21 protein-coding genes are annotated in these 16,220 nt (G+C 75.2%); 10 read left to right on the top strand and 11 right to left on the bottom strand.

What is annotated here, in order from left to right; translation table 11 throughout:
- Positions 1-10 precede the first annotated feature (10 nt).
- Both AB0302_RS06435 and AB0302_RS06430 read left to right on the top strand, forming a co-directional pair.
- Positions 11-433, top strand: a complete 423-nt coding sequence (locus AB0302_RS06435; protein ID WP_366370904.1) for a CHY zinc finger protein — start codon at positions 11-13, stop codon at positions 431-433.
- Positions 430-864, top strand: a complete 435-nt coding sequence (locus AB0302_RS06430) for a hypothetical protein (RefSeq protein WP_366370903.1) — start codon at positions 430-432, stop codon at positions 862-864. The genes AB0302_RS06435 and AB0302_RS06430 overlap by 4 nt, the downstream gene beginning before the upstream one ends.
- A 50-nt stretch (positions 865-914) precedes the next feature.
- On the opposite strand, the gene AB0302_RS06425 is transcribed toward AB0302_RS06430, so the two are convergent.
- Positions 915-1,586, bottom strand: a complete 672-nt coding sequence (locus AB0302_RS06425; RefSeq protein WP_366370902.1) for a pyroglutamyl-peptidase I — start codon at positions 1,584-1,586, stop codon at positions 915-917.
- A gap of 72 nt (positions 1,587-1,658) precedes the next feature.
- On the opposite strand from AB0302_RS06425, the gene AB0302_RS06420 reads away from it, so the two are divergent.
- Positions 1,659-2,771, top strand: coding sequence for an Rv2578c family radical SAM protein (locus AB0302_RS06420; RefSeq protein WP_319076228.1), 1,113 nt, complete (start codon positions 1,659-1,661; stop codon positions 2,769-2,771).
- A gap of 18 nt (positions 2,772-2,789) precedes the next feature.
- Here AB0302_RS06420 and AB0302_RS06415 read toward each other — a convergent pair whose 3' ends face one another.
- Complete coding sequence (locus tag AB0302_RS06415) at positions 2,790-3,272, bottom strand: NUDIX domain-containing protein (protein ID WP_298713750.1); 483 nt, start codon at positions 3,270-3,272, stop codon at positions 2,790-2,792.
- A 56-nt stretch (positions 3,273-3,328) separates the two neighbouring features.
- Here AB0302_RS06415 and AB0302_RS06410 point away from each other — a divergent pair, with 56 nt between their 5' ends.
- Together AB0302_RS06410 and AB0302_RS06405 are read left to right on the top strand one after the other, a co-directional pair.
- Complete coding sequence (locus AB0302_RS06410; RefSeq protein WP_319076230.1) at positions 3,329-4,558, top strand: MFS transporter; 1,230 nt, start codon at positions 3,329-3,331, stop codon at positions 4,556-4,558.
- A 119-nt stretch (positions 4,559-4,677) separates the two neighbouring features.
- Positions 4,678-4,953 carry a GlsB/YeaQ/YmgE family stress response membrane protein gene (locus AB0302_RS06405; RefSeq protein WP_319076231.1) on the top strand — a complete coding sequence of 92 codons (276 nt, stop codon included), beginning with the start codon at positions 4,678-4,680 and terminating at the stop codon, positions 4,951-4,953.
- Positions 4,954-5,065: 112 nt separating this feature from the next.
- On the opposite strand, the gene AB0302_RS06400 is transcribed toward AB0302_RS06405, so the two are convergent.
- The 4 genes from AB0302_RS06400 to infC form a co-directional block, all read right to left on the bottom strand.
- On the bottom strand, positions 5,066-5,953 hold the full coding sequence (locus tag AB0302_RS06400; RefSeq protein ID WP_366370901.1) for an RNA methyltransferase: 888 nt from the start codon (positions 5,951-5,953) through the stop codon (positions 5,066-5,068).
- A 126-nt stretch (positions 5,954-6,079) separates the two neighbouring features.
- Positions 6,080-6,466 carry a 50S ribosomal protein L20 gene (gene rplT, locus AB0302_RS06395; RefSeq protein ID WP_248117145.1) on the bottom strand — a complete coding sequence of 129 codons (387 nt, stop codon included), beginning with the start codon at positions 6,464-6,466 and terminating at the stop codon, positions 6,080-6,082.
- Between the two features lie 86 nt (positions 6,467-6,552).
- Complete coding sequence (rpmI, locus tag AB0302_RS06390) at positions 6,553-6,747, bottom strand: 50S ribosomal protein L35 (protein ID WP_248117147.1); 195 nt, start codon at positions 6,745-6,747, stop codon at positions 6,553-6,555.
- 117 nt (positions 6,748-6,864) lie between these two features.
- Complete coding sequence (gene infC, locus AB0302_RS06385; RefSeq protein ID WP_366370919.1) at positions 6,865-7,962, bottom strand: translation initiation factor IF-3; 1,098 nt, start codon at positions 7,960-7,962, stop codon at positions 6,865-6,867.
- A 351-nt stretch (positions 7,963-8,313) separates the two neighbouring features.
- Here infC and AB0302_RS06380 point away from each other — a divergent pair, with 351 nt between their 5' ends.
- Complete coding sequence (locus AB0302_RS06380; protein WP_248117151.1) at positions 8,314-8,685, top strand: DUF1844 domain-containing protein; 372 nt, start codon at positions 8,314-8,316, stop codon at positions 8,683-8,685.
- An 87-nt stretch (positions 8,686-8,772) separates the two neighbouring features.
- On the opposite strand, the gene AB0302_RS06375 is transcribed toward AB0302_RS06380, so the two are convergent.
- Positions 8,773-9,192: a hypothetical protein gene (locus tag AB0302_RS06375; RefSeq protein ID WP_298713762.1), complete on the bottom strand. Its 420-nt coding sequence runs from the start codon at positions 9,190-9,192 to the stop codon at positions 8,773-8,775.
- A gap of 369 nt (positions 9,193-9,561) precedes the next feature.
- On the opposite strand from AB0302_RS06375, the gene AB0302_RS06370 reads away from it, so the two are divergent.
- A complete protein-coding gene (locus AB0302_RS06370) occupies positions 9,562-9,810 on the top strand; it encodes a WhiB family transcriptional regulator (protein WP_248117155.1) in 249 nt (82 codons plus the stop codon).
- Between the two features lie 15 nt (positions 9,811-9,825).
- On the opposite strand, the gene AB0302_RS06365 is transcribed toward AB0302_RS06370, so the two are convergent.
- Genes AB0302_RS06365 through AB0302_RS06355 form a run of 3 tightly spaced genes read right to left on the bottom strand, consistent with a single transcriptional unit; the run spans position 9,826 to position 13,573 of the window.
- Positions 9,826-11,334: a sensor histidine kinase gene (locus AB0302_RS06365; protein WP_366370900.1), complete on the bottom strand. Its 1,509-nt coding sequence runs from the start codon at positions 11,332-11,334 to the stop codon at positions 9,826-9,828.
- On the bottom strand, positions 11,304-12,929 hold the full coding sequence (locus AB0302_RS06360; protein ID WP_366370899.1) for an ATPase: 1,626 nt from the start codon (positions 12,927-12,929) through the stop codon (positions 11,304-11,306). Before AB0302_RS06360 ends, AB0302_RS06365 begins: the two co-directional genes overlap by 31 nt.
- Positions 12,930-12,931: 2 nt before the next feature.
- The gene (locus AB0302_RS06355; RefSeq protein WP_319076301.1) at positions 12,932-13,573 is read right to left on the bottom strand and encodes a flagellar biosynthesis protein FlgA; all 642 of its coding nucleotides are present in this window, start codon (positions 13,571-13,573) and stop codon (positions 12,932-12,934) included.
- Between the two features lie 256 nt (positions 13,574-13,829).
- Here AB0302_RS06355 and AB0302_RS06350 point away from each other — a divergent pair, with 256 nt between their 5' ends.
- Entirely contained in the window at positions 13,830-14,066 is a 237-nt protein-coding gene (locus AB0302_RS06350) for a helix-turn-helix domain-containing protein (RefSeq protein WP_248117160.1), read from the top strand.
- 21 nt (positions 14,067-14,087) lie between these two features.
- Here AB0302_RS06350 and AB0302_RS06345 read toward each other — a convergent pair whose 3' ends face one another.
- Positions 14,088-14,651: a hypothetical protein gene (locus AB0302_RS06345; RefSeq protein ID WP_248117162.1), complete on the bottom strand. Its 564-nt coding sequence runs from the start codon at positions 14,649-14,651 to the stop codon at positions 14,088-14,090.
- Positions 14,652-14,838: 187 nt separating this feature from the next.
- Here AB0302_RS06345 and AB0302_RS06340 point away from each other — a divergent pair, with 187 nt between their 5' ends.
- A complete protein-coding gene (locus AB0302_RS06340; protein WP_366370898.1) occupies positions 14,839-15,612 on the top strand; it encodes a hypothetical protein in 774 nt (257 codons plus the stop codon).
- Positions 15,613-15,695: 83 nt separating this feature from the next.
- A complete protein-coding gene (locus AB0302_RS06335; protein ID WP_298713775.1) occupies positions 15,696-16,214 on the top strand; it encodes an Rv3235 family protein in 519 nt (172 codons plus the stop codon).
- The last annotated feature ends 6 nt before the right edge of the window (positions 16,215-16,220 follow it).

Genomic DNA, 16,220 nt, shown 5'->3' with positions numbered 1-16,220 from the left:
GCTGAGCGGCATGACCGACGCCCCCGTCCCGCCGTCCGTGCCCGTCCGCGGGGTCGCCGTGGACGGGCAGACCCGGTGCGCCCACTACGCGAGCCCCCGCGACGTCGTCGCGATGCGCTTCGCGTGCTGCGACGCCTACTGGCCCTGCCACCGGTGCCACGCCGAGCTCGCCGGCCACCCGGCCGTCCCCGTGCCGGCCACGGACTTCGCCCGGCCGCACGTCCTGTGCGGAGTGTGCCGCGCCGAGCTGAGTGTCCACGCGTATCGCGCGGCCATGGCCGCCTCCCCGGACGGCGACGGCGGCGCCTCGCCCGCCTCGCCGGCGTGCCCCTCGTGCGGGGCGGGCTTCAACCCCGGCTGCTCGGCCCACGCGCACCTGTACTTCGCGGTGCCGGAGCCCGGCCGGGCCGCGGCCGAGGGGTCCGACCGATGAGGGCCGCCCGGGCCCGCGGCCTGTGGAACCTCGTGAACCTGTCCACGCCCCTGGGACTCGTGGGCGCCGTCGTCGCGCGCTGCGAGCTGCGGCCGGGTCCCCTGGGCCTCATCGAGGCGCGCGGGTGGACGGCCCCCTTCCCGGGTGGGGCCGCGTTCACGGTGGGCGACGTGGTGTTCACCCGGCCCGGGCTGCGGATGACGCCGGAACTGTGGCGGCACGAGGGCGCCCACGCGGCGCAGTACGCGGCGTGCCTCGGGCTGCCGTTCCTGCCGGCCTACGCGCTCGCGGCGGCGTGGTCCTCCTGGCGCACGGGCGACCCGGCCTCCCGCAACGCGTTCGAGCGTGGCGCCGGGCTGGTGCGCGGCGGCTACGTGGAGCGGCCCGTGATCCGCACGCTCTCGCTTCGGCCGCTCCGGCGACGCGGCTGAGCGGCGGCCGGGTCGGGCGGAACGGGGCTCGGGCGCGGGCGGAGCGTCCCTCAGTGCAGGGTGCCGCCGGGGACGGTCAGGTCCGCGCCGCCGTCGAGCGCGGCCAACGCGGTCTCCGCCACGGCGCGTGCGAGGTCGGCGGCCGGCAGCCCGGGCGCGTCCGCCGTCGGCCGGTGCTCGATGTCCCACGGCACGTGCACGAACCCGGCGGCGCGCGCCGTTCCCGGAGCGTCGAGCAGCGAGTACATGACGTGGTTGCACACGAAGGCGCCCGCCGAGAGCGAGGGCTCTGCGGGCACGCCGGCCGCGCGGATGCGGGCGACGGCGCGCTTGACGGGCAGCGTGGCGAAGTGCGCGGCCGGGCCGCCGAGCCGCACGGGCCGGTCCACCGGCTGGTCCCCCGCGTTGTCCGGAATGCGGGCGTCCTGCAGGTTCACGGCCACGCGCTCCACGCGCACGGACCCGGTGCCGCCCGCCAGCCCGACGGCGACCACGGCCTCCGGGTGCGTCTCCCCCAGTGCGGCGGCCAGCGCGGGCCCGGCCGCGGCGAACACGCACGGCAGCTCGACGGCGTGCGCGCTCACCCCCTGCGTCGAAAGGAGGCCGACGGCGGCGCGCGCGGCGGCGATCGAGGGGTTGTGGGCGTCCCCGCCGAAGGGCTCGAAGCCCGTGAGGAGGACGCGGACGGGGGTGGCGTGGACGGGGGTGGCGTGGACGGTCATGCGCCCAGGGTAGGCGCGAGGAGGACTCGAACATGCTTGCGATGGCGTTCGAACATGTGTTCTACTGAGGTCATGCGATGGGAAGCGCAGACCCTGCGGTCCGAGGGCGGATCCGAGCAGGCGGAGGACGGCACACCGGCCGGAGCCCCCGCTCTGCTCCCGCTCTCGGACCTGCAGCGGAGCATCACCACGCCCGAGTTCGCGGGCATCACGTTCCACGAGGTCCTGGCCAAGAGCGTGCTGAACTCCGTCCCGGAGTCCTCGGCCATGCCGTTCCGCTGGACCGTGAACCCGTACCGCGGCTGCACCCACGCGTGCCGGTACTGCTACGCCCGCAGCACGCACTCGTTCCTGAACCTGGACGCCGGGGCGGACTTCGACCGGCAGATCGTGGTGAAGGTGAACGCCCCCGAGGTGCTGCGCCGGGAGCTCGCGCGGCCCACGTGGGGCCGCCAGAGCGTGGCGCTGGGCACCAACACGGACCCCTACCAGCGCGCTGAGGGCCGGTACCGGCTCATGCCCGGGATCATCGCCGCGCTCGCGGACTCGGGCACCCCGTTCTCCGTGCTCACCAAGGGCACCCTGCTCGCTCGGGACGTCCCGCTGCTGCGTGCCGCCTCCCGGTCCGTGCCCGTGCAGGTCTCCCTCTCCCTGGCGGTCCTGGACCCGTCCGTGGCGGCGGCGGTGGAGCCGGGGACGCCGTCCCCGGCCGCGCGGCTGCGCCTCATCGAGCAGCTCGCCTCCGCCGGGGCCGAGGTCACCGTCATGGCCATGCCCCTGCTGCCGTGGCTGACGGACTCGGAGGGGCAGATCGACGCGCTCATGCGGGCGGTCTCCGGAGCGGGCGCCGCCCACGCGCTGGCCGGCGCCCTCCACCTGCGTCCCGGCGCCCGGGAGTGGTACCTCGCGTGGATCGAGCGGGACCATCCCCATCTGCTGGAGGGGTACCGCCAGATGTACGCCCGGTCCTCGTATGCCCCGGCCGCCTACCGCCGCACGCTCGCGCGGTCCGCGGCCGAGGCCGCCCGGCGGCACGGGCTCGGCCGCCACGGCGCGCACGGCGTGCGGCGCGACGACGGCCCGCGCCCGGACGGCTCCCCCGCTCCCGCGCCGCGGCGGACGGGGCGTCCCGGGCCGACGGCGGGTCGCTCGGACCTCGCGGAGGCGCAGCCCGCGCTCTTCTGAGAGCGGCGGCCGCCGCGGTCAGGCGAAGGCGTCCTCCAGCTGCGCCAGCACGGCGTCCACGATCGGCCGGTCGGCGGGGATCCACGGGTGGGCGTGGAGGTCCTCGGCGGTCAGGGGCGTCCACGCGAGCCGGTCATGGTCCTGCAGGGCCGCCGGTTCGGCCGATCCCTGCTCGAGGACGCCGTAGAACACGCGCATCCGGGCGCCGTCGGCCAGCTTCCATCCGATCGTCTCCGGGGCCGCCACCTCCGCGCCCAGCCGCACGCGCGCGCCGAGCTCCTCCCGGACCTCGCGCAGTAGCGCCTCGCGGTCCGACTCCCCCGGCTCGACCTTGCCGCCCGGGAACTCCCACAGCCCGGCCAGGGACGCGGGGGCGCTGCGGCGGGCCGCCAGGAGGACGCGCGGGGCCGCGGCGTCGTCGAGGAGGGCGACACCCACCACCGTCCGCCTCGGCGGCGGGGGCGGCACGGTGGGCGTGGCGTGCGATGTGTCGGAGGTCATGTGGCCACCCTAGCCAGCGGCGGCGACCCGCCCGGTGCACTCCGTAGGCTTGAGCGGTGCTGACCCCCTCTCCCGACTCCCCCACCCCCTCCGGGCCCGACGCCCTCGTGCGGCGCCGCCCCGCGCGCCTGCTCCCCGCGATCCTGGCGCTCGCCCTCGGCAGCTTCGCGATCGGCACCACCGAGTTCGCGATGATGGGGCTCCTGCCGCAGGCGGTCGACGACCTCGGCGTGGGACTGGAGACCGGTGGCGTGCTCATCTCCATGTACGCCCTCGGCGTGGTCGTGGGCGCCCCCGTGCTCGCCGCCGCGTGCGCGCGCATGGACCGCCGGCTCACGAGCATGCTGCTCATGGCCCTCTTCGCGATCGGCCACGCGGCCTCCCTGCTGGCCCCGGACATCACCACCATGATGCTCGCGCGCTTCGTCTCGGGCCTGCCCCACGGTGCGTTCTTCTCCGCCGCCGCCCTCGCGGCCGCGGACCTCGCCGGCCCCGCCCGGCGCGGCCAGGCGATCGCGTGGGTCATGGCGGGGCTCTCGGTCGCCAACGTGATCGGGGTGCCCCTGGCCACGGCCGTGGGCCAGGCGTCCGGCTGGCGCTGGATGTTCGTGATCGTGGCGATCTGCGCCGTCGGCTGCATCGCGGCGACCGCGTTCCTCGTGCCTCCGGTGCCCGCCCCGCCGGGCTCGTCCGTGGCGAACGAGGTCCGTGGCCTCGCCTCCCCGCGGCTGTGGGCGACCGTCGCCGTCGGGGTGATCGGGTTCGCGGGGATGTTCGCCCTCTACACCTACATCACCCCGCTCCTGACCCGGGTCGCGGGGCTGGATCCGCGGTGGGTCCCCGCCGTCCTGGCGCTCTACGGCGTGGGCATGGTGGTCGGGACGCTCGTGGGCGGCGCCCTCACCGACCGCGACCCCGTGCTGACCCTGCGCGTGAGCTTCGCGGCGAGCGCGGTGGCGCTGCTCGGTGTCGGCCTCACCGCCTCGTGGCTGCCCGTCATGATCGTGTTCCTCTTCCTGGTGGCGGTGACCGGCTCCGGCATCGCCCCGGCCCTCCAGGTGCTGCTGGTGGACTCCGCGCCGTCCGCCCCGCAGCTGGCCGGGTCCCTCAATCACTCCGCGCTGAACATGGCCAACGCGATGGGCGCCTGGGTGGGGGCGACGGCGATCGGCGCGGGGGCATCCCTGCAGGTCCCGCCCACGATCGGCGCGGGGATCGCGGCGCTCGGACTGGCACTTTCCCTGATCCTGGTGAGCCGCAGACGGATTTCCGCATCGGGAAAATGAGAGTCGGGTCACCGCATTGATCGGTTGTCAGCGGGTGACATACCCCCATAGGGGTTGATACAGTCGCAGGCGTAACGGCGTCACACAAGTGCACGTCCCACCATCGAAAGGTCTTCATCATGGGCTTCATTGCTTGGATCATCCTCGGCCTCATCGCCGGCGCCATCGCCCGCATGATCCTCCCCGGCTCGCAGGGCTCGGGCTGGATCGGCGCGCTCATCACCGGCGTCCTCGGCGCCCTCCTCGGCGGCTGGATCGGCCAGCTCCTGGGCTTCAACCCCAACCAGGAGTTCTTCTCCCTGACCACCTGGATCTTCGCGATCCTGGGCGGCGTCATCGTTGCCGCCATCTGGCAGGCCGTCGCCGGCCGCATGGGCCGCGGCACCCGCGTCTGATCCTCGCGATCTGACACGCACCGCCTGAAAGGGGTGGGAGACCGGACACCCGGTCTCCCACCCCTTTCGCATGCCCGCATCGCGGGCCTCCCGCGTCCGCCGGGTCCCGGGGTCAGGCCCCGTCGGCCCGGGCGTCTCCGTCGCGCGGAGCCGCCATCGCGGAGGCGTAGAGGCACACCGTGGCGGCCGTGCCCACGTTCAGGGACTCGGCCGCCCCGTACAGCGGCACCGCCACGCGACGGTCGGCCCGGGACATCTCCTCGTCGTCCAGGCCCTGGGCCTCGTTGCCGAACAGCCACGCCGTGGGCCCGCCCGTGATGTCACGGGGCAGCGTGTCCAGGCGGTCCGGCGCATAGCCGTCGGCCGCCCACACCTGCAGGCCCGCGGCTCGCGCCCGCTCCGCCGCCTCTCCCACCGGAACGCCGACCGCCAACGGCACGTGGAAGAGCGATCCCGCGGTGGACCGCACCACCTTCGGGTTGAAGGGGTCCACGGAGCCCGGGGTGAGGACCACGGCGTCCGCGCCCGCGGCGTCCGCGGCCCGCAGGACGGTCCCCGCGTTGCCAGGGTCCTGCACCCGGCAGAGCACCGCGGCCAGGCGGGCGCCCTCCAGCACGGCCGACGCCGAGCGCTCCTCGGGGATCCGGGCCACCGCCACGATCCCCTGTGCCGTCACCGCATCCGACATCGCGCCGAGCACCTCGGCCGTGGCCGTGCGCACGGGCACGTCGGTCAGGCGCCCCACCAGTGCGGCAAGGTCCGGGTCACGCTCGGCGAGCCCCTCCCCCACGAACACCTGCACCAGAACGTGGCCGGCGGGCCACTGCTCGACGGGCGCCGGCCCCTCGCCCAGGTGCGCGCGCAGGGCTTCGCGGCACCCCTGGGGGCCCTCCACGAGGAACGTGCCCGTGCGGCGTCGGGCGGAACGGGTGGCCAGTGCGGCCACGGCACGGACGCGGTCCGCCCGAGGATTGGCCAGCAGGGCGGCGTCCGGGGTCATGCGGGGGCTCCTTCGGGGTGGGGCAGGGGCGGGGACGCCGATGGGGGCGGGCCGGAATCGGCCCGCCCCCATCGGCGTGGTGCTTACGTTCGCGCGCGAACCGCGCGACGCGCGCTCCGTGTCGGCTCAGCGGCCGGCGGCCGGGGCGTTCACGTCCGCGGGCAGCGCGGCGCGCGCGGTCTTCACCAGGGCGGTGAAGGTGGCGGCGTCCGAGACGGCGATCTCGGCCAGCATGCGGCGGTCGACCTCGACGCCGGCCAGCTTCAGGCCCTGCATGAAGCGGTTGTAGGTCATGCCGTTGGCGCGGGCGGCCGCGTTGATGCGGGTGATCCACAGGCGACGGAAGTCGCCCTTGCGCTTGTGACGGTGCTGGTAGTTGTAGGTGAACGAGTGGAGCAGCTGCTCCTTCGCCTTGCGGTACAGGCGAGACCGCTGACCGCGGTAGCCGGACGCGCGGTCCAGCATGGTCCGACGCTTCTTGTGGGCGTTCACTGCCCGCTTCACACGTGCCACGTGCGACTCCTATCTGTGATGCCCCGCCGGTGCGTCCGAGAGCACGTCGGCGGGAGGGTGCCCGGCACAGGGCCGGACGGGGGTGATCAGATGCCGAGCATCCGCTTGATGGTCTTGATGCTGCCCTTGGAGACGACCTTGTCGCCGGCGAGGCGGCGGGTCAGGCGCGAGGACTTGTGCTCCAGGTAGTGGCGGCGGTTGGCCTGCTGGCGCATGATCTTGCCGGAGCCGGTCACGCGGAAGCGCTTCTTGGCACCGCTGTGGGTCTTCATCTTCGGCATGGCTGCCGTTCTCCTTCGTTCTTCAGCTGCCGGACACGGGTGGTGCGGCAGTGCTGTGCTCACCCATCCCGTGCGGGATGGGCTGGACTGGGACGGCCCGAGGGCCGACGTCGACGCTCAGGCCCCCTTGGCGCCCGGCTTCGGCGCACCGCCACGCGGGGCGCCGGGCTTGGGCGGGGTGGGCATCGGCCGACCGGCGCCCGGCTTGGGGGCACCGGGCTTCGGGGCCGCGACGGGCTTGGGGGCGGCGGCGGGCTTCGGCGCCGACGCCGGCTGGGTGGCCGGTGCCGGGGCGCTCGGCTGGGCCGCGGGGCGCGGAGCGGACTCCGAGGTCGGCGCGGCGCCGCGCCGCGGCTCGGCCGAGCGGGGCGCGGACTGCGGACGCGGAGCCGCCTGCGGGCGGGCGGGCCGCTCCTGGGCCGCCGGGCGGGCCTGCGGCGCGGGGGCCTTCACGGACTCGGAGGGCGCCTGCGACGCCGGGGCCTCGGGGGCCTCCACCGCGGGAGCCGACGGGGTGGTGCGCGGCTCGGCCGCGAGACGGCGCAGCTCCTCCGGGAACGCGTCGCCCACCGAGTTCGAGACGGGCGCGGCGTTCTCCTTGGCCTTCTTCTCCGCGGCGGCACGCGCCTCACGGGCGGCCTGGTCACGGCGCGAGCCGCCGTCGGCACGCTCGCGATGATCCTCGCCGGAGTCCTTGCGCTGCTCGGCGCGGGCCTCCGCCTTGGTCTTGTGCGGGCCGATGACCATGACCATGTTGCGACCGTCCTGGCGCGGCTGCGACTCGACGCTGCCCAGGTCCGCAACATCCTCCGCGAACTTGTGCAGGAGCTTGATGCCGAGCTCCGGGCGCTGCTGCTCGCGGCCGCGGAACTGGATGATGGCCTTCACCTTGTCACCCTGGCCCAGGAACTTCTTGGCGTGGCCGGTCTTCGTCTCGTAGTCGTGCGTGTCGATCTTCAGGCGGAAGCGGACCTCCTTGAGGACCGTGTTCACCTGGTTCTTGCGCGATTCACGGGCCTTCACGGCGGCCTCGTACTTGTACTTGCCGAAGTCCATCAGCTTGCACACCGGAGGCTTGGCCGTGGGGGCCACCTCCACGAGGTCGAGGTCGGCCTCGGCCGCGAGCCGCAGTGCGTCCTCGATGCGGACGATGCCGGCCTGCTCGCCGTTCGGGCCGACGAGGCGGACTTCCGGAACGCGAATACGCTCGTTGATGCGGGGATCGCTGATGGCGCTACTCCTGTGTTGAGACGACGGGGTGGACTCCGCGCGGCGCGACAGGACGGGCCTCTGAAACGAGAGAAGGCCTCCCCTGCGGTGACGCAGACGGAGGCCTCGACGCGATCCCGACGGACGGGACCCTCGACAACGGGACGCGACGGGCGTGATGCACCCGGCGGACCGATCGGTGACCCGGCAACTCGGCCCGGCGGTGCCGGACATGCTGCTGACGCGGGTGGGAGGAGGCCTCCACTTGTCCTCCCGGGGCTGACGCCGCGGCGCCGGGCCCGTGGGCCAGACTGCTGCGTGCACAGACCGGGAGTGGTCTGTGGGAAGCTTACCACCATGACCGATGAACGTCACCCCCAGGCCCCGCAGGACGCCGGCGCGCCGGCCGAGATCCGCGACATCCACGAGGTCCCCGCCGTGGAGGTCATCACCACCACGGCCGTGCACCTCATGACCGCCGCCGCCGTGAAGGTGGGACTCGCCGACAGCCCGGACGCGCGAGAGCTCATCGACCTCGACGAGGCCCGCAAGCTCATCACGGCCCTCGCCGGCCTCGTGGTGTCCGCCGCCCCTGAGATCGGCAGCCAGCACGCCGGCCCGCTCCGCGACGGCCTGCGCTCCCTGCAGCTCGCCTTCCGCGAGGCCTCCCCCTTCCCGGACGCGCCGGGCAAGGGCCCGGGCGAGAAGCTCACCGGCCCGGTCAACTGACCGCGACCGCCACAGACGGGCCGCCGCCTCCCCCGGAGGCGGCGGACCGTCGTCGTCCCGGAGCCCGGGTCCGTGCCGGCTGACGCCTCAGCGGCGGTCCGCGCCGGCGGGCGTCCCATCGGAGGCGGGTGAGAGGTGCCGGGTGACCGGACCCGTGAACAGCGCGATGAGGGCGGCGCCGGAGAGCACCAGCAGCCCCGCCCCCAGCGGTGCGGCGCCCATGCTGATGAGCCACCACGAGAGCAGCACGGCGAACAGCTGCACCGCGGTGGTGGCGCCCCGACTCCAGGCACGCCCGCGCACCATGGCCACGGCGGCGGCGCCGACCCACACCCCGAGCAGCAGGTAGAGCACCGCGAGGAACACCTGGGCTCCGGACGGCAGGACGCCGCCGCCCACGTGGGCCAGGGCGTCCACGGCGAGCCACAGCAGGGCGATCGACTGGGCGGCGAGCACGCCCGCCACCAGCAGGACGGCCGCGGGCGGGCGGCGACGGGACGGGGCCATGGCGGACTCCCCTTCGGGTGGTCGAGACGACGATGGGCGGTCGGCAGCGGTGCGCGCGGCCGGCTCCACGCTACGCGCTCCCGGCCGCGGATGCCGGTCGCCGAGGTGACGAACGACTCACCCGCGCGGCCTGTGATCGTTGTCATTCACCTCTTGTTCACACTGGGGCCCCGTGCGAGGATTGTTCCCAATGCAATCGACGGGGGCCGAATCGCCAAGACTCGGTCCCCGTTCTGATGACCGGGTCGTGCACGCCCCGGGGCCCGGCCCAGAGCCCGTGGAGCCCCGAGCGCCCACTCCAGGCCGCGGCCACGACTCCCCGGGGACCCACGACGGACCCGGGACACTAGACAGAAAGCGAGCATCCCCATGGATTGGCGCAGCAAGGCCGCGTGTCTCGACAAGGACCCGGAGCTCTTCTTCCCGGTGGGCAACACCGGCCCGGCCCTCCTCCAGATCGAGGAGGCCAAGGCCGTGTGCCGCACGTGCGACGTGATCGACACGTGCCTCAAGTGGGCCATGGAGTCCGGCCAGGACTCCGGCGTCTGGGGCGGCATGAGCGAGGACGAGCGCCGGGCCATGAAGCGCCGGGCCGCCCGCGCGCGCCGCGCGTCCTGACCCGCCGACGCGGCGTCAGGACGCTGGCACCCGCACGCTGACACGCGTGCCGCCGTCGGGGCGCCGCTCCCAGCGGATGGCGCCCCGCAGGTCCCCCTCCACCAGCGTCTGCACGATCCGCAGCCCGAGCCCCGACGACGTCGGCGCCGGCTGGAAGTCGCCCGCCTCCCCCTCGAGGGGAGCCCCTGTTCCGCCGTCCTCCACCGTGACCACCAGGACACGGCCCGAGGGCGTGTCCTCCTGACGCGCGCGCAGCGCGACGTGCCCCCCGCCCGGCCCGGTCCCATGCTCCACCGCGTTCGTGGCCAGCTCGTTGAGCACCAGGGCCAGCGGCGTGGCCACGTGCGTCGGGAGTTCGCCGAACTCCCCCGTCACCTCCGTGGCGAGCGGCCGGCCGTCGCCCGCCACCTCCACCGCGAGCCGGAACTGCCGCTGCAGGAGGCCGTCCACGGGGATGTGGCCGTCGATCTCCTCGCTGAGCGTCTGATGCACGAGCGCGATGGTGTCCACGCGTTGCATCGCCTGACGCAGTGCACGCCCGGCCTCAGTGGAGTCCATCCGCCTGGCCTGGATCCGCAGCAGCGAGCCCACGGTCTGCAGGTTGTTCTTCACGCGGTGGTGGATCTCGCGGATCGTGGCGTCCTTGCTCACGAGACGCTGCTCCTGACGGCGGAGCTCAGTGACGTCGCGGAGCATGAGGAGCGCGCCCGTCCAGCCGTCACCGCCACGCAGGGGGACACTGCGCACCGTCAGGGTGGCGCCGCCGGCCTGCACCTCGGTGCGCCCGGCCCGCCGGCCGCCGAGGATGGACCACGCGCCCTCCTCCACGGGACGCCGTGCCGCGGCGGTGCTCAGCAGGATGTCCGTGAGCGCACGCCCGAGCAGCGGTGCGGTCACGCCGAGGCGTCGCAGGGCCGAGACCGCGTTCGGGCTCGTGAAGCGCGCCCGCGAGTCCGCGCCCAGCACCACGAGCCCGTCGCCGACGCGCGGGGTTCCCCCGATCCAGAAGGCCGGCGGATCCTCCGGGTCGGGCCAGCGGCCATGCTGCATCATGTCGAGCAGCTGGTCCGCGGCTGCGCCGTAGTTCTCCTCGATCACCGAGCGGGCGGGCCGGCTGTTCGGGTCCGCGTGGGCGCTGACCACGCCGATCACCCGTCCCTCGCGGACCACGGGCCACAGCCGCACCTGGAGGGTGCCGCCAGGGGCGACCACGGGCTCCACGCCCTCGCCCGGGGCGTCGGCCCGCCACACCCGGTCCACGAGGGCACGCAGGTCGGCGCGGACCCGAGAGCCGACGATGTCGCGCTGGAACAGCGTGGGGGCCGTGAAGGGACGCACCTGGGCCACGGCCACGTAGCCGCCGGCCGGCTCGGTGTGCGGCACGGGGTACCAGAGGACGAGGTCGGCGAGGCCGAGGTCGGCGACGAGCTGCCAGTCCCCCACGAGCATCTGCAGCCAGGAGCGCTCCTGCTCCCCCAGGTCGGGGTGCGAGTTCAGGGGGTCCGACGCGAGAGTGCTGACCATGGGACCAGCCTACGGCCGCTCCCCCGCCGCCCTGCGGCAGCGTCGTCCTCCGTGCCCGACCGCGTCGCCCGCCGCCGACGGCGCCCGTCCCCCGGCGGCACGGCCCCCTCCCTGCGCGCGAGGGACGCGACCGCCCGGCGCAGGGGGCTGGACGGGGCCGCCTCGGCGAGCACCTGCCCGCCCAGCAGTGCACGGTCCGCGGCGCCCGGGTCCCACGGAAGGAACGCGGCCACGGGCACGGGAGGTCCGTAGCGCGCCCAGACCGAGCTCACTTGGGCCCGCGGCGACACCCCGGACGCCCCGGCCCGCGTGCGGTTCACCACCACGCCGATGCCCTCGGCGGTCACCGTGCGGCCGAGCGCCTCGACCCCTCGGATGAGCCGCGGGAGGCCCACGGCGTCCGCCGTCCCCACCGCCAGCACCCGGTCTGCGGCGCCAAGCGCGGCGAGCGTGGCGGCGTTGCGCTGTGGGGCGGGGACGTCGAAGGAGAGCTCCTCGTCCTCCTCGAGGCTGAAGCCCACGTCCACGACCACGCGGTCCCAGTGCTCGCGTGCCGCGCCCAGGATGCGCTCGACGGCCGAGCCCCGCACCTCCGGCCAGCGGTCCGGCCGGGACAAGCCCGTGAGCACGTCCATCTCCGCGCCGGCCACACGGACGCGCACGGCGGCCTCCACGAGGTCGGCGGCCGTGATGCGCTCACGGTCCGCCCGTCGTGCTGCCCGGGACACGCCCGCCGTCTCGTCGGCCAGGCCCAGATGTGCGCCGACGGCCGGTCCGTAGGTGTCCAGGTCTACCAGGAGGGTGGCCAGCCCCGTGAGCGCCAGCTCGGCCGCCACGTTCACCGCGACGGTGGTGCGGCCCGGGGCGCCCGTGGGTCCCCAGACCACGACGACCCGACTCGGCCCCCGTCCCGACGCACCGTCGCCCGGGCCGCCGTCGTCCGTCGCCGCCTTCGGCGCGTCGTCCCCCACGTCCTCGGTCAGCACCGTGAGGGCCGCACCGCCGTCCGTCGTGGCGGCACCCTCGCCGGTGTCCGGCGCGGGGCCGCCCCACACCTCGGAGAACGCGGAGTCCGGCACGGGCTGCCCTGCGAGATCCCAGCGCGCCGTGGGATCGACGCCCACCGGGAGGGATCCGGTGTCGACCTCCACGGTGCCGGGGACGGCGTCCACGGAGTCCACGAGGGCCTCCACTCCATCCGGCTCCTCCTCGGCCAGGCCGGCCGTGGGCTGCACCCCCAGTGCGGCGGCGCGCGCCGCGTCCTGGATCGCGCGGGCCAGCTCGAGGGGCGCGGCGTCGGCGCGCAGGCACGGCACGCCGAGCCCGCGGAGGCGGACCCGCTCGGAGCGGATGTCGCTCAGGGCCACGATGCCCACGGGCCGCGGGGCCGCCTCGAGCTCGTCCAGGAACGCGCGGGTCAGCTCGTCCGATCCACCGGCCACCAGCACGGCGTCCACCATGCCGGAGCGTGCGGCCGCGATCAGCTCGGCGAGGTCGGCGGCGCGACGCAGGACCGTGACCTCCCTCTGACTGCGTTCGAGGACCCCGATGAGGTCCGTGCCGGGCGCCACGGTGACGGCCAGGGAGATCCGCACGATCAGGCCGCCCCGAGGGCGGGGACCACCGTGATGCGGGCGTCCGTGACCTTCGCGTCGAGCAGGCGCGGCAGCACGTCCTCGTCCACCATGAGCTGCACGCGTGCGGTGGGTCCTCCCCCCAGGGCGCCCTGGTCCTCGGCGAGCTCGATGATCTCGATCCCCTCCGCGAGCCGCTGCGGGTCCGCGTGACCGCGGCCGCCCTCCACCGGCGCGGCGACCCACACGTCCACCCGGTCACCGACCCCGACGCCGTCCGGCAGCGGCTCGTCGAGCTCCACCCCGACGGGCCGGCGACGCTGGGGGTCGACCTCTCCGAGCAGGCGCAGCGGCACCAGCTCGCCCGCCCGCACGGTCCCCGACGCCACGCGGCCCGCGGGCGGCGGCCCGTCTGCGCGCAGGTAGAGGTGCCCGGCGTCGCCGAGGTTGGCCTCCGCGGGCGCGAACTGCTCCGCCTCGACGGGGGCTCCGGGGACGATGTCCCGCGTGGCCGCCCAGTACGACTGGGTGCGCTGGGAGGCGGAGACCAGGGCGACGACCCCCGCGACCGAGACGAGCACCAGCACGAGCCCGACGATCAGACGCGGATCCCGCCACCGCGGACGACGCAGTCGCGTGCCCTCGGCTGGCGCGTTGACGTGCATGGACACGGTGGGTCCCCCTTCAGGACGGGCCCGGCGAGGGGCCGCGCGGGCCCGAGCACCCCGTCGGTGCCTCCCCCGCCCCGCGCTGGCACCAGGGTATCCACCGACGGCGCGGGATCCCATGCCTGGCGCCTGGGTGTGGAAAAGTGTCCGGAGCCGTCCCGGACACGATTCAATGGGGGACGACGACGCGGTCGCGACCCCGACCGCGTCCGCCCGCCTCGGAGCTCCGGGGCGACGACCGTGGAGGAGCATCGTGCAGCGCTTTCTGACCCTGACGGACGTGGCCGAGGTCCTCAACGTCTCGGCCGGGCAGGCTCGCGCGCTCGTGCGCAGCGGCGAGCTCCAGGCCATCCAGGTCGGAGGCCGCGGCCAGTGGCGGATCGAGCAGTCCTGGCTGGACGAGTTCATCCAGCGCCAGATGGAGCGCACGCAGGCCCGCGTGCGGGAGTGGGCGGAGTCCGGAACGGACATGGACGCGGACGTGCGCTGAGCCGGCCCGTCGGTCCCGTCCTCACTCCAGCCCCTCCGCGCCCCGCACGAGCCCGACCGCGGAGAACGGCACCACGAGCACGCCCCGCACCGCTCCGCGGCGGCGCGCCTCGTCGCGGGCGTGGCGGGCGATGTCCAGGTGGTCCGCGCCGACCCGGTCCACCGTCCCCTCCACGATCACATCGCCCCGCAGGCCGACCACCGTGACGGCGGCACGCGAACGCGCCACGCCGCGCAGCACCGCCGCCAGCCCGATCTCGCCGGCCACGCCGGCAGGCTCGGGGACGGCGGCGCCCAGCGACCCCTCGACGGCCGCCACCGCGGCCGTCCGCACGACGGCGGAGCCGCCTCCGGTCAGGTCGACGCCGAACCACGTCCGCCCCACGGTCCGCACCCGGACGTGGAGGGCCTGTCCCCCCACGAGGTGCACGCGGAGGTCCGCGCCGCGGGCGCCGCGGAGCCGGTCCGCCAGCGTGATCCCGGCCCACTCCGCGCGCGTGAGCTCGGCGGCCTCGGCCACCGTGCCCTGCCACCCGAGGTCTGCCCAGCGCGCCTCGATGTCCTCGAACAGTCCGTCCCACCGCATGCCGCCAGCCTAGGGGTGCGGCAGCGGCGGGATGAGGTGCGCCGTCCGTCCGACGTCGCCACGTCACCGAACGACAGCAAACGACATCAAAGGACACCATTGACAATCGAACGGGACCAGGTTTGACTATGGATCGTCAAGCGACACCGGCCACGGGGCCGGCACCGCACCAGGCCTGGAGGGGACCATGCCGCACATCCTTGACCATCACGCCGCCCACACAGCGGGGTCCGCGACGCGCACCGACGTGGCGGGGACCGTCCTGCTGACCCTCTCGGGGCCCGTCCTGCTCCTCTCGGCCGCCACGTTGACGGCGGCCGCTCCGCGCGGCCCCGGCCCTCAGCTGACGCACGCCCTCGGCCTCGCGGCCGGGGGCGCCGGTGCCCTCCTCCTCCTGTGGTGCTGTCTCGGCGCGCTCGGCATCGCCCTCATGGCGTTCGGTGAGCGCGCGGGCCACCGCGGGCTCACCCGGATCGGCTCCCGCATGGCCCCCGCCGTGATGCGGCGGGCGGCCTGCGCCGTCCTGGGGCTCCACCTCATCGGTGCCCCCGCCGTCTGGGCCGCACCCGCGCCGGCCCCCGCCACGGCGGCGGCGCTCGCCGATGCGTCGTGGACAGCCGCACCGAGCCCCACGCCTCGAATCGGCACGGTCCCCGGACCGCTGCCCGACGCTGGCTGGATGCCGCGCTCCCCCGCCCCTGCCCCGCCCGGCTCCGCGGAGCGGCCGACGCAGGATCGGCCCACGGTGACCGTGCGGTCCGGGGACTGCCTGTGGGACATCGCCGAGGAGGAGCTCGGCCCGGACGCGACGCTGCGCGAGGTCGACCTGCGCTGGCGTGAGTGGTACCGGGCCAATCGGGCGGTCATCGGCGACGACCCCCACCTGATCCTGCCGGGCACCGTGCTGGTGGCCCCGGTCTTCTCCCCCCATGTCCCCGAGGCCGGCGGAGCCCGCCGATGACACGCACGGTCCACTCCGACCCCGGCACCCGCCTCGACCATTCCGCCCGCTGTCCCCCTGCCCTCAGCCTCCCGGAGGATCCCATGACCGCTCTCGCCGCCGCCCGCCCGCCCGTCGCCATGTCCCGCCCGTCGTCCGCACCACCCGTCCGAGGGCAGGGCCGCCCTGGCCAGGAGAGCCTGCTGCACGGCCCTGCCCGCCGGCCCTCCGCACTGCCCGGCACGGAGGAGCTGGCGCGGCGGGCCGCCGCGGAGCAGGGACGTGAGGAGCTGCGTCGCGCCAGGTCGCTCGTCGCGGTCGTCGCCGTCGCGTGCGTCGAGGTGGAGGCGGGTCGGCGTCCGCTGCGCGACCTCGCCGGCTGGCTCTCCCCGGAGGTCTACGACAAGGTCGCACGGCGGCTGGAGCTGCTCGCCTCGTCTCCGGCGACGCGCGGCACCGGCACGCCGCCGCCCCGACCGGTGGGCGCACGGGTGTGCGAGGTCGCCCCCGGCCGGATCGAGGCCAGCGCCACGGTGTTCACCGACGGGCGCGCCCGGGCCTTCGCCCTTCGTCTCGAGCGCCGTCTCAGCCGGTGGAAGGTGACCACGGTCGAGATGGGCTGACGCCGG

This window comes from Micrococcus sp. NPDC078436 (assembly GCF_040702705.1).
In the GTDB taxonomy this organism is placed as follows: Bacteria; Actinomycetota; Actinomycetes; order Actinomycetales; family Micrococcaceae; genus Micrococcus.
This window is presented reverse-complemented; position numbering and strand designations above follow the sequence as displayed.